The sequence below is a fragment of the Psychrobacter pacificensis genome (assembly GCF_018336615.1).
Lineage (GTDB): Bacteria > Pseudomonadota > Gammaproteobacteria > Pseudomonadales > Moraxellaceae > Psychrobacter > Psychrobacter pacificensis.
This window is the reverse complement of record NZ_CP048752.1, coordinates 1,368,523-1,381,866: the sequence shown is the minus strand read 5'-3', so window position 1 is coordinate 1,381,866 and position 13,344 is coordinate 1,368,523. Positions and strand designations below refer to the sequence as shown.

10 protein-coding genes are annotated in these 13,344 nt (G+C 42.9%); 5 read left to right on the top strand and 5 right to left on the bottom strand.

The features are described from left to right. Positions 1 to 21: 21 nt before the first annotated feature. Positions 22 to 1,338 carry a lipid-A-disaccharide synthase gene (gene lpxB, locus GYK50_RS05895; protein WP_071001708.1) on the bottom strand — a complete coding sequence of 439 codons (1,317 nt, stop codon included), beginning with the start codon at positions 1,336 to 1,338 and terminating at the stop codon, positions 22 to 24. Positions 1,339 to 1,790: 452 nt separating this feature from the next. On the opposite strand from lpxB, the gene GYK50_RS05890 reads away from it, so the two are divergent. After that, positions 1,791 to 2,873, top strand: a complete 1,083-nt coding sequence (locus tag GYK50_RS05890; protein WP_058025756.1) for a 3-deoxy-7-phosphoheptulonate synthase — start codon at positions 1,791 to 1,793, stop codon at positions 2,871 to 2,873. 229 nt (positions 2,874 to 3,102) lie between these two features. On the opposite strand, the gene pepN is transcribed toward GYK50_RS05890, so the two are convergent. Beyond that, entirely contained in the window at positions 3,103 to 5,703 is a 2,601-nt protein-coding gene (pepN, locus tag GYK50_RS05885) for an aminopeptidase N (protein ID WP_420070485.1), read from the bottom strand. Positions 5,704 to 6,111: 408 nt separating this feature from the next. On the opposite strand from pepN, the gene GYK50_RS05880 reads away from it, so the two are divergent. From GYK50_RS05880 to GYK50_RS05870, 3 genes are all read left to right on the top strand, one after another. Further along, positions 6,112 to 6,747: a DUF6231 family protein gene (locus tag GYK50_RS05880; RefSeq protein ID WP_071001709.1), complete on the top strand. Its 636-nt coding sequence runs from the start codon at positions 6,112 to 6,114 to the stop codon at positions 6,745 to 6,747. A 141-nt stretch (positions 6,748 to 6,888) separates the two neighbouring features. Beyond that, positions 6,889 to 7,407 carry a peptidoglycan-associated lipoprotein Pal gene (pal, locus tag GYK50_RS05875; RefSeq protein WP_093069940.1) on the top strand — a complete coding sequence of 173 codons (519 nt, stop codon included), beginning with the start codon at positions 6,889 to 6,891 and terminating at the stop codon, positions 7,405 to 7,407. Between the two features lie 329 nt (positions 7,408 to 7,736). Then, positions 7,737 to 8,540, top strand: coding sequence for a 4'-phosphopantetheinyl transferase superfamily protein (locus GYK50_RS05870; protein WP_212564449.1), 804 nt, complete (start codon positions 7,737 to 7,739; stop codon positions 8,538 to 8,540). 121 nt (positions 8,541 to 8,661) lie between these two features. Here GYK50_RS05870 and GYK50_RS05865 read toward each other — a convergent pair whose 3' ends face one another. After that, positions 8,662 to 9,549, bottom strand: a complete 888-nt coding sequence (locus GYK50_RS05865) for a hypothetical protein (RefSeq protein ID WP_186474372.1) — start codon at positions 9,547 to 9,549, stop codon at positions 8,662 to 8,664. A gap of 594 nt (positions 9,550 to 10,143) precedes the next feature. Here GYK50_RS05865 and GYK50_RS05860 point away from each other — a divergent pair. Continuing rightward, complete coding sequence (locus tag GYK50_RS05860) at positions 10,144 to 10,902, top strand: IclR family transcriptional regulator (protein ID WP_093069935.1); 759 nt, start codon at positions 10,144 to 10,146, stop codon at positions 10,900 to 10,902. Between the two features lie 161 nt (positions 10,903 to 11,063). Here the strand turns inward: GYK50_RS05860 and mmsB are convergent, their stop codons facing one another. Beyond that, positions 11,064 to 12,005 carry a 3-hydroxyisobutyrate dehydrogenase gene (gene mmsB / locus GYK50_RS05855; RefSeq protein WP_071001711.1) on the bottom strand — a complete coding sequence of 314 codons (942 nt, stop codon included), beginning with the start codon at positions 12,003 to 12,005 and terminating at the stop codon, positions 11,064 to 11,066. A gap of 71 nt (positions 12,006 to 12,076) precedes the next feature. After that, positions 12,077 to 13,336 (bottom strand): enoyl-CoA hydratase/isomerase family protein, encoded by a 1,260-nt coding sequence (locus tag GYK50_RS05850; protein WP_093069932.1) that lies wholly within the window; start codon positions 13,334 to 13,336, stop codon positions 12,077 to 12,079. Positions 13,337 to 13,344 lie beyond the last annotated feature (8 nt).

Here is a 13,344-nt window from a genome sequence, read left to right as displayed (position 1 = left end):
ATATTAGAAAGTCTTTCTAGGTTAGGTAAGATTAGAGGCATTACTATCGCTCATAAAATATTGTTCAATCACGCTATTTGCTGGCTCATGATTGCTTTGCTGCTGCAACGTGTGCTTTGTCGCGAGCAGATCTTTTAATTGCTCAGCATAAGCACGCGGTTGTAATAGACGCATCACCGTACGGCAAATATTATCCCCACTTGCCTGCTCTTGAATAAGCTCAGGCACAATCGGCGCATTAGCCAAAATGTTAGGTAGTGCCACATAAGGCACTTTTACCAGACGTTTGGCAATCTGATAAGTGATCTGATTCAATTGATAAACCACCACCATCGGACGCTCAAGCAGCATTGCCTCCAATGTTGCTGTCCCAGAGGCTAGCATCACGATATCTGACGCTGCCATCGCATGCTGACTAAACTCTGGCTGAGTATCATCATAAACGACGACAATAGCCGCCCGCAGCTGCTCTGAGCATTGATCAATGACTTCTTGCACAATATATTGGTGATTTTGATCAACCGTTGGAATGATAAAACACAGCTTTGGGTCTAATAATATGAGCTTTTGAATGCCGTCAAGCATCAATGGCAAGATAGCGGTAATCTCGCCACGCCGAGAGCCAGGCATCACGCAGATAAGCTGGCTGACATCATCAAACCGTTCAATAAAAAACTGCTGTAAACCATCATTGTGCCAGACCAGCTCGCTACGGCGCTGATTGATTGGCGTGTCTATCAGTGCTTGATCAATGGTTCGTAGCAACGGATGCCCCACACAGATCGCCGGATGATTATGACGCTCATAAACCGGTAGCTCAAATGGGAATAGGCACAATACCAGATGAGTCGCCGCTTTAATGTTATGGATACGCGACTCACGCCATGCCCAAATAGAAGGACTGACATACTGCACGCAAAAGATGCCTTTTGGCTTTAGTTTCTTGGCGACCCGTAGATTAAAATCAGGTGCATCGATACCAATAAACCAATCGATACCAGCTACCTCAAAGGCGCTCAGCAGCTCGCGGCGTGCTTTGAGCAAATCTGGTAGCTGCGCCATGACTTCAACCAGACCCATCACTGCCAAACGCTCCAATGGAAAAATACTTTGCAATCCTTGCGCTTGCATCTTAGTGCCGCCCACGCCTACCCAAACGATGTCATCACGCAGATTATTCATCTGTTGCATAAAATCTGCGCCTAAACTGTCACCTGACACTTCACCTGCGACAATGGCTATCACTAGCGGCGTGGCAGTCGTTTTAGGTTTATTAAAATCCGTCTCTGTTTGGCTGATGGAATCAGTATGTGGATGAGACGTAGCAGAATCTGTCATGACAAGCTCTCAATATTGAAGATATACAAATAAAATAAATCGTTGTTGTAAAATATAACACAGTAAGTCAATGATAGAGGTTGATGACATACACATTTTATCTGTGTCTATTTTTTGGCGTTCATGTGTTAGTGTGCAATCGTTTTAGTGCGCAATCATAAAGCCATCGCGGTCGCTATCATACGTGACGATGATACAAATAGCTAAATTCACGCATAAAATCTGATCGTTGAGCACCCAGCACTTAATTCATCCTTATTAATAGACAGAAAAACGAAATACCAAACGTGCATTTGCGAATTCAAATATAACCTTAATCATGTGTAAGTATAACTAAGTTTTAGTTTCCTCATTCCAGTTATCAGTCAATTAACTACCGGACTACCCTTGTCAACCAACACTTTTGTCCGCATAATGAATATTCCTATAAATCAGCTAGACGATATATAACCATGACAACATCAGTTACCCATAATGCAGACATTGACGACGTGAATATTGAAAAATTTATTCCTTTGATTACTCCCGCTGAGCTAAAAGCTGAGCTACCTCTGTCAGACGATGCATACAAAACCGTACTAAACGGTCGCCAAACGATCCAAAATATCTTGGATGGTAAAGACAAGCGTCTGTTTGTGGTCATTGGACCCTGCTCTATCCACGATATTAAAGCGGCCCATGAGTATGCCGATCGCTTAGCCGTATTGGCAAAAGAGATCGAAGACAGCGTATTTGTGGTCATGCGTGTTTATTTTGAAAAACCTCGTACCACAGTCGGCTGGAAGGGTATGATTAATGACCCTGACATGAATGACAGCTTTGATATCGAAAAGGGCTTGCGTACGGCGCGCAAGTTATTGCTTGATCTCAATGAAAAAGGCTTACCTTGTGCGACTGAAGCCCTTGATCCAAATACGCCGCAGTACATGCAGGATTTGATTAGCTGGTCAGCGATTGGCGCCCGTACTACCGAGAGCCAAACACACCGTGAAATGAGCTCAGGCTTATCTTGCCCAGTTGGCTTCAAAAACGGTACTGACGGCGGTATGACGGTTGCTGTCAATGCGATGCAGGCGGTTAAAGAAGGGCATAGCTTCCTAGGTCTATCCTCAGATGGTAAGGTCTCTATCATCAAATCGAAAGGCAATCCTTACGCACACGTGGTACTCCGCGGTGGTAATGGCAAGCCTAACTACGATGAAACGGCAGTTGCTCAAGTTGAGAACGAACTGGCAAAAGGCAAAACCAATGGCAAAATCATGATTGACTCAAGCCATGCCAACTCAGGTAAAGACCCTTACTTGCAGCCGATGGTTATCCAAAACGTCGCTGAGCAAATTCAAAATGGTAATAAATCAATCATTGGCATGATGATTGAGAGTCACCTAAAAGGCGGCAATCAAAAACTAACCGCTGATTTAAGTCAGCTTGAGTACGGTAAATCTATCACTGATGGCTGTCTAGACTGGGATAGCACTGTCACCGCATTGCGCGGCTTGCGTGATATGGTAAAAGATGTGCTACCAAACCGCTAATAGCCATTAACGATAGTATATCGTCAAGCAAAAACTAAAAAGCCCTTTTCGTACTGATACGAAAGGGGCTTTTTATTGAGAGAATTTTAAGAAAAACATTTTCTTGAGCAGCTTAATTCTTAATGATCATTAATGCTATACGCTCAATTAAATAAAGCCAACTCTAGTTTGAGGTTGGCTTTATTTTAAAGTTAATACTACAGCTAAATTATTTCCTAGCTATTATCAATCAGCTATTTGCAGCACCTAATACACTCTCTAAACTTTCAAGCACATGCTTAGATGAAACGTTCTTGCGTAAGTCTGTTAGCTGCTCATGTGCCATTTGACGACGTGGTTCAGCCAAGGTATTCCAGCGTGCCAGCACTTGTAGCAGTCGCGACGCCAATACAGGGTTGGCATCATCGAGTTTTTTGATCACGTCTGTATACATCTTCAGACCCTCTGCTGTCCATAGTACTGTTGGTTGCGAGCTAAAGGCGCCGATAACTGAACGGACACGATTAGGGGTATTCCAATCAAAATCGGTATGCGCAATTAACGACTTGATAACATCAGGTGTCACATCATCAGCGGCGGCTTGCACACTGAACCACAAATCAATCACCAGATCGTTTGCTTGGAAACGCTTATAGAAATCGGTCAAATAATGATTGGCTTTTGGCAGCTGATGGTTGACCATCGCCTTCAACGCACCAAAACGCTCTGTCATACAGCTAGCATTATCATATTGCTGTTGTGCCCAATCGGCTGCACCTTCAACGTTAGCAGTCAGTGCCATATCAAGCACCACATTACGCAGCGCACGAATGCCTCGAGCTTGAGCACTGTCTTCATAAGACTGCATTGGCAGATCATTGTATAACGTAGCCCATTGATCTTTTAATTTATCTGCTACTTGCTGATATAGTCCATCGCGCTGCTCTTTCACTAGTACCGGATCGTAGTCTTGAGGAATAGCAGAAGCCAGCTCTTGCGCTGATGGAATATCAAGTAATCGTGCAGCCAGCATCGCATCATCAGCTGCTAAAACGGGCAACGTCTGTGCCAAGGCTTCTAAATACACTTCAGGACTGCTCTTCGCACCTTGGCTTTGCAGTAAAATACGGTTGACTAGCATTTGGGTGACTTGCCAGCGGTTAAACCCATTGGTTTCATGCTTGAGCAAAAAGGCCAAGTCTGCATCTTGGTAATCATAGTTGAGCTGTACTGGCGCACTAAAATCACGCAGTAAAGACACAACAGGCTCACTTGCGACATTTTCAAACACAAACGTTTGCGTCGCCTCGTCAAGCAATAACATACGTTCAGCGACGATAGCGCCTGAGTCTTTATCAAACAGTGCGGTTGCTACAGGTATCGGCAACGGTTTTGGTGCATCAAAGCCTTTCACATGACGTGTTTGCTGGTTCAAGGTAATCGTTAATGTCTGCGCTGCACTATCATAAGTTTGAGAGCCCGATACCACTGGCGTACCTGGCTGACGATACCAGTCGATAAAGTCCTCGATTTTGTCATCAGTGATACTAAGGGCCGATAAAAAGTCTTCTACCGTGACCGCTTGTCCATCATAACGACGGAAATACTCGTCTGTTCCTTTGCGAAAATCATCCGGCCCTAATGTGTTCGCAATCATTCGTACGATTTCAGCGCCTTTCTCATAGACGGTTGTCGTATAAAAGTTATTAATCTCAACAAAGCTCTCTGGGCGTACTGGATGTGCTAATGGGCCTGCATCCTCTGCAAATTGATGTGCACGCAAGGTCGCCACATCATCAATACGCTGTACCGCACTTGATTGCTGATCTGCTGAAAACGACTGATCACGGTAAACCGTAAAACCTTCTTTCAAACACAGCTGAAACCAATCACGGCACGTGATACGGTTACCCGTCCAGTTGTGAAAATATTCGTGAGCAATAATGGCTTTTACGCTAAAACTGCGCGCATCAGTAGTGGTCTCAGGGCTAGATAACACACAAGCGGTGTTAAAGATATTAAGACCCTTATTCTCCATTGCGCCCATATTGAACTGACTGACTGCCACAATCATATAGCGATCTAAATCATAGGCTCGGCCGTAATTGACCTCATCCCATCTCATGGCGTCTTTTAAGGCTTGCATACCAACATCACATTTATCGATATCGGCAGATTTTGCGTAAACCTCAAGTAATACGTCCCGACCTTCGCTGGTCGTATAAGAGTCTGTCAACACATCCAAATCAGCAATAACACAGGCAAATAAATAGCTGGGCTTGTTGGTTGGATCCTGCCAAATCGCATAATGACGCTCTGGCGCATCAGCAACCTCGCCTGCTTCAACTAAATTACCGTTAGCCAATAACGTCGGATAGCGCTTATCGGCTTCCAGTCGAGTGGTAAATATCGCGAGTACATCAGGGCGATCAGGATAAAAAGTAATCTTACGGAAACCTTCTGGTTCGCACTGAGTCACAAACATGGTGTCGTCACCACTACCTGCCATGTATAGACCTTCAAGCGCGGTGTTAGTTTGCGGGGAGATACGTACCTGAATGTCTAAGATAACCTCATCAGGTGCTTCATAAATCGTTAGCTTGCCATCTTCTTGCTGGTAGTGCTCAGATGTTAACGCTTTATCATTCATGATAATAGACAGCAGCTCTAACGATTCGCCAAATAAGACAATATCCCCTGTGGTTTGGCGTACCATCTTAAGCATACTATTTACCTGAGCATAATCTTCAAACAGCTTGATGTCCAAATGGACCGTTTCCACATCAAAACTTGGTTTTTGGTAATCCTTTAGATTAATTTTACTTGGTGCATGTGGGGGTACATCTGGCATTTCAGGGTTGATGATCTGAGCATCGGTTTCAGCAGTAGACATGGTAATTTCCTATTATTATTGATGATATGTTATGAGTGTTATTGTTTTGCTATTCGCATTATAGCTTTCGTCTTGATAGCAACGTTTATGGCGCTCAAAGTCACAATGAAAGTCACAACGGGCGCATGTTATATATGGTTTCCTGCTTATAGGTAGATTGACCTAAATCCTTATATTTCAAGTATGGGCATCGAGATAACTGAGTTTATCCTTCATATACATTTCCTCGTATACATTCATGTGTGTTGGTTAGCCTCTATATGAATGATTAAATCAACAATTGGCTCACGTTATCAATTGGATAATGCCGATGAAAATGATTTAATAGGCGCACTAATAACTCACCTTTCATAAACGGCTTATTATATGACAACACACACTGCCAAATACTCAAAGATCACGTTACCTCTACTGATAGAGTATGTTGATGCTCTCATGCCTTCGCTTGATAGCTCACTTGATAAACAAGCACAAACGATGACTAGACAGACTGATGACACTACTCAGCTGTTATGGGTAGCACACGACAAAACAGAATTATCAACTCTGCAAACACAGCTCAAGAAAACTACACATATTAAAGATACGAATGTTAAAGATGATAATAACGTATCAGCTGAAGCATGGCACGTCTCCACTTTATCAGAGCTTGCTAAACAGCCTGTGCTTGAACGATACGAGCTTGCTTGCTTTTGGCTACCCACCCTCTCACAAGAGCTGTTACATCAATACATCCCTGCCCTCATGCGTTATCGTGATCTCTATGCAGCACACTTGCTGGTTGCGCTTGATAGTTCCATTGATTTGAAACCTTATGGGTTTACGCCATTTGATGTCTTAAGCGAGCCATCTTTAGATATTAGTGATATTGAATCCATAACATCTTCCACTGTATCAGCGGCGCTTTGGCAGTTCAATTTATATGATTATAAACAGCTACCGAATTGGCTCAATGCTGATTACTGGGCCAATCCTGAAAACTGGGGCAAACACCGCTGGTGATACGTTACATATCTATCTATCGTTATTTACAGTAAAAATACTTACATAAATTAACAGTTAGTATATGATGTCTAAAGATTGCCTGAGTTTTATCGTAAGCAGTTTAAAAAATAAATTTAATTAAAATTTTAGGAGCTCGTCATGTCAATCAGTTTTTCTAAGATCGCTGTTTTAGCTGTACTATCAAGCGCCGTTGCACTCACTACAGGTTGTGCGACTAAACGTGCTACCTCAGAGGTTGTGGTCGCGCCGCTAGGTATTCCAGGTGGTCAAGTTGGCTATAATGGTGCCGTCATCGTTGATAACTCAGCCGCTGTCATTACTGGTGCTGAAAACTTACAAGCGGTTGTCTACTTTGCTTTTGATAGCAGCGAAATCACTGCGCAAGCGGCGAGTGTCCTTAACCAACACGTGAGCCTATTAAACTCAAACCCAGCAGCTGGTGTCGTTATCGCAGGTCATACTGATGAGCGCGGTAGCCGTGAATACAATATGGCACTCGGTGAGCGACGTGCCCAAGCAGCACGTAATTATCTTGCTGCTCAGGGTGTCGCCGCCAACAACATCCGTGTCATTAGCTATGGTGAAGAACGTCCTGCAGCGGCTGGCAACACCGAAGATGCTTATGCACAAAACCGCCGTGCTGAGCTGTCTTACTAAGCGTCATTAAAAATCATTTGCTTTAAAAAAGCCCAGTAATGTTATATTACTGGGCTTTTTATATTCTATTGAGCTACAGTAGAACCTCAATAAAATTGATACAGCATAGGAAACGCGCTCGATTAAACGCTACTTTTCTTGCTTGCTGTGACTGCGTCTCCAGAGGCTGCGAAAAATAGCGTTTAATCTTGCTATACCATTTTTATAATGGTTTCACTATAAGTAAGATATAAATATTTCAAACTCAAATGTAAGATACCTAATTTTAAGTATATTATTTACATTTCTAAAAAAACTTTGTTTTCAATTAAAAATACTAATGACCACTCATGATAATACCAGTACTAAATATCACTAACGTCCAACTTACTCAACTCGACCATGAAACTTGGTGCGTGACTGCTCAAGTAAGTGATTTATCCAGTCCTGTAGGAATGAGCAACTTGTGGAACGACTCATACTGGTTATCAGTATATCCATCTTCACATATAGTCTTTACTGAGCTTCGTCATTTCAAATGGCATTATCATGCAGTACAAAAACCAATATCAAAACGTAGTATTGCTCATAGGCAACGTCAACAGCAGCGCCAAGGTGTAAGACAGTTACTACAAGCGCTACTTAACAAGCTAGAAATCAGCGATACCTTAGATGAGTCGAGCTTTCCCTATCGCCTTAGCAAAAGCAAGTATTACGTCTGTTTTAGCCATACAGCCGCTCATAACAAAGACGAATTTAATAAAAAATCTCATCAAAATATCGCTGCTATTTCATACAGCAAAATAGCAGCGGTCATCAGTCGTCGTCGCCCTGCTGGCATCGATATCGAGCACAATGATGTTGCTTGGCATATCGTCAAGCGTTTTTACTCAGATAATGAAGTTACTATCTTACAGACATTACCAAAAAATCAGCGTGATTATATTGCAAAGTTACTATGGCAAATCAAAGAAAGCTTTATCAAGATCCATCAGTACACTTTGGCACAAGGTTTAGGTATAGATTACTCTGATGTCATTCCTGCCTTGACTGATGATATGAATAAAGACCTTATTACTATCAGTCATACTAACGATCAATCCAATCACCAAATTGCAGTATTGCAAGCAGATCAAACAGTCGTCGTTTTTTGATCATATCTGGCAATGCTCTCGTATTTATTATCTTCGCTTTCTTCTAGACATAAAAAAACGACCCTAGAAAGGGTCGTTTTTTTTATTCTCTTCTAATAACAGTATTTACACTGTGATTAGATTAAAAACGGTAAGTTGCACCAAGTTTAACGATTGGCATCCATTCTAGCCAGTTTTTATCTTCTAAATCATTTTCTGCATCACGAGCAGCTTGATTTGCTGCGACAGTGTTACCATCTTCACCAGTATAGCGGACATCTGCGTCTACTTTACCCAAGTATGCTGCACCAACTTCACCAAATACACCGAAATTATTCGTAATGTTAGGGCGGAAGCCAACAGTTAAGTAAGGGGCTAATTTATTGCGATGTTCTATAGAGCCTTCTAGGTTACCTACATTTTCGCCGCCAAAATCCTCTTCAAGACGTTGCTCCGCAGTTGCCGTGCCAGCATAATATTTGTTGCCATCGATGCTGTAATAACCCTCGCCTTCAGCATTAGCTCTTACATCAATATCGTTGTCAGGAACGATGATACCAGCACCCATAGTGAACCAGTTACCAGTAGGACGCAATTGCACACCTAGATACGGGTTGCTAAAGTCACTATCAACATCATAATTGATGTCCTTTGCGTCAAAATCACCACCGAAAAGCTCAGCAACATCGCCACCTGCCCAACCAGCTTGTAGTTCAGTTTTCTCGTTAAGTGACCAACCGATGTTAGCACCATAACCTAGAGTACCAACTTCAGCACTAACAGATGCTGGGTTAACAGCTGTTTGGAAGAAAGTTTTAGTACCACCAACTACAGCACCAGTAGTGTTGCGTACGATACCAGCATCAGAGTTATATGCGTAAGCAGGTTCTGCTTGGTAGGCAACAGCCACTGGCTCAGCTTCGTATACTACCGCATCGTTGTTATCAACAACGATAACCGGATCAGCTGCTAATGCAGCAGTTGATGCTAGAACAGCAGCAGAGATAGCTGTAAGTTTAATAAGTTTCATAATTATTCTCCTAAAGTGTAAAGTAACTCGCCCGTAAAAAATGATAATTTTGCTCTTTTCTAAACCACCATTTTGTTGAAGAGATTAAAACAATTTTGACTCAAAAAGTCACCCCCATGGATGCGCTTTTTATTTGCCGTTATGTAAAGATTGCATAGTTACTGTAATAATTGCTACACCAACCTGCAAAACTTTGAATTCCTGTTACACAACTCTCTCAAAGCAATTAATCAGTGTAGACATGAATACTGGTCCGCTTAATGTTCATGTGAGGGTATTACAAAATGTTTCATCATAATGTCTGGGTAAGCCACTCAACTCAACAGCAGTTATATAGCTTATTACTACAGAATGTTGCAATGTGTGAGTTGAGGTATCTACTGTTTCGCTTAGAAAAAATTGTAAATATGGAAGCTAACAGTACAAATGTTCTTATATAGTGTCACCAAGCCTTGTCTCAGCTTGATATTGTGCTAAATTAGACATAGAAATAGATCTATTGTGGGAATGCAGATTTATTACTATTTATCTTCGTTATGAAAACATTATAGTCTCGTCAGCCTCACCCCCTTTTACTACTACTGAGCCTTTTATATGCCTAAAGTATCCTCGATCACCCGTGTGTTAGAGATCATAGAAGCCGTGTCATATGCTTCTAAACCTCTCTCTCCACTTGAGCTATCGCAAGAGTTGGATATTCCTAAACCGACCATACACCGTTTAATTCAGAATTTGGTCGACGATGGTTTTTTGACCGTTGATATCGGTGGCGGTATTGTTCCTGGTAAACGGGTTCGCAATCTGAGCGTTGAGCTTTGGCAGCAGCGCTTATTATTTAATGAGCGCCAGATGATTTTGCAAAAACTGGTTGATGAGCTTAAAGAAACTTGCGGTATCGGTGTTCCTTATCATATGAATATGATTTATACCAACCGCGCACAAACGACCTTACCATTGCAGATATACCTCCCAGTAGGTGCAAAGTCGCCCATGTGGTGTACGGCAACTGGTAAATTGTATTTGAGCCAACTGTCTACCACCAGTCGTAATAAAATATTGCAGGGTTTACCATTAGACAAATTCACCAAAAACACCATCACCGATATTGATGCTTTGAATGCCGAGCTCGACCGTATCGCTACCACTGGCATTGGTATTGATAACGAGGAGTTTATCTCTGAAATGGTGGGGGTGGCGGTGCCTATATTAGATAAAAAGTCGCGCTATCTGGCCTCATTGTACCTGCATGCACCAACGATACGCGTATCGCTCGACGAATTACTGACTCATGTACCTCGACTACAGCAAGCAGCGCAAGATATTCAAGCTCTCGTGTATGACTTACAAAGCTAATAGAGTCATTGCTCATTCATTACTATGATCAAATAAAAAAAGGTTCATGCTATAAATGTAGCATGAACCTTTTTTCATCTAACAAGCCCTCTTTAATCAGTCCTCACTATTCACGATAGTAAGAGTGATTGAGTATATGAGTCGTTATTTCTAAGGTAATTCTAAAACAATACCGAGGCATCATGACGGCCCATAATACTAGAGAAGTCTTTATCACCGTTCTCAAGCGTATGCGTGGCATATAACTCTGTTGCCTTGGCACCCATTGGCGTGTCTACATGAGTATCCTTTGCCGTTTGCATAGCAAGATTGAGATCTTTTTGCATCAGCTTACTCATAAAGCCACCTTGGTAGCCATTGCTAGAGGGAACGTTTTCCATAACTTGCGGATAAGGGTTATAGACCTCTAACGTCCAGTTACGGCCTGAGCTTTGTAGCATAATATCTGATAATACTTTGGGATCTAGACCGTTCTTCACCCCTAAATTAATCGCCTCTGCCGTGCCTGCCATTAGGATACCTAACAGCATGTTGTTGCAAATCTTCGCAACTTGTCCTGCACCATGTTCGCCTGCATGAAAAATATTTTTCCCCATTACAGCGAGTATCGGCTCAGCTTTGGCAAAAGCGTCGTCATCACCACCAATAATAAAGGTCAAGCTACCAGCAATCGCCCCGCCTGTCCCGCCAGACACGGGGGCATCCAAAAAGTCGATGCCAAGATGGCTTGCAGCGTCTGCCACTGTCCTAGCATCAGCAGCCGCTATTGTACTACTATCAATCACAAGCGTGCCTTTTGGTAATTCTGCCAGCAGACCATTAGCGCCACTATCGCCCAGATACACAGAGTGCACATGCTGACCCGCCGGCAGCATACTAATGACAACTTGAGCATTGCTCGCCGCATCTTTAGGACTCTGTGCCACGCGAGCACCTGCTTTTTCTAGGCGCTGGGTTGCTGCATCAGACAAATCAAAGACAGAAAGTGTATATCCTGCCTTTAATAAGTTTTCTGCCATAGGCGCACCCATATTACCAAGCCCAATAAAGGCAATATTTGGTTTAGAGTTATTATCCATCATCACTGTATCTTTTGTACCCATCTCATCACTCCTTGATGATTTATGATGTAGCCATTGCTACATACTATTTGACAATATTTGTTAGTAGATAATTAGCGCACATACTGACTGCCCAAAGCTTCCTCACCCAACCAATCTTCTAGAGGGTGCTCACCTTTTGGATAAGGATTGGCAAAGTGCTTATCGATATACGCTTGGCCTTCTACACTTACGCAGTCTGCCAACGAGCGCGACCACTGCGGATCTTTATCTTTATCAATCAATAATGCACGCACACCTTCTTTGAAATCAGGATTGGCTGCACAATGTACCGCCACGTTGGCTTCTAAATATAAAACTTGTTCTATCGACAAATCAGCGACTTTGTGATACAGCGCGTAGGTTAACGCTGCTGTCACTGGGCAACCATGACGATAGGTTGCAACTGCTCGCTGAGTCCAACTGTCTTCTGAAAAGTCTTTATTTAACTGTACTAGCGCTTCATCACTTTGTAGCAATGCATCGATATCTGCCAAACCGCCACTGTTCATCAATTTTTGGATAGGCTGCCAGTAGGTCGCAAGCTTACTATCAGACAACTCGGCTACTGGCAGCTCAGCAAGTGCACGGCCGACGATACTATGCGCACTATTATGATGGAACTTGTTTGAACTACTGGCACTATCGAGCGTTTGCCAGTCGCTCTGCTTAAGACGTTGTATGACAGCATCATAATCATGACTTGCAACAGCATACTCTGCTAGGTTGGCCAACAGCGCGTCATTGGCGTTACACATCGCGCCAGTCAAGCCTAAGAACAAACCTGTTTTGGCGGGCATTCGCTGCAAAAACCAACTGCCTGAGGCATCAGGAAATAAGCCAATGGTAATCTCAGGCATAGCAAAACGTGTGCGCTCAGTGACAATACGATGACTGCATCCTGCCATCAGCCCCATACCGCCGCCCATGATAATGCCATCACCCCAAAGTATTAATGGTTTTGAGTAAAAGTGCATTTGACGATATAGACGATACTCGTGACTGAAAAACTCAGTGGCATAAGGGTTTGGTATCGGCGCACTAGTAGACATACTGTCATAGAGCTTACGAATATCACCGCCTGCACAAAAGGCCTTATCGCCTGCACCTTTTAACACAATCGCCACTACTTGGTCATCCGCTTGCCACTCCTCTAACTGCGCTGCTAGCAGTTGACACATATCAACACTGAGCGCATTAAGCGATTTTGGGGTATTAAGTGTCATTATCCCGATTAGATGTCCGCAATCTGTTGGTTCAGTATTGAACAATACAGATGCCTCTTGCTCGGTATTGTTCGAAGAGTTTTGGGTGTCGTCGGTAGCTGCTGTCATAAAAGTGA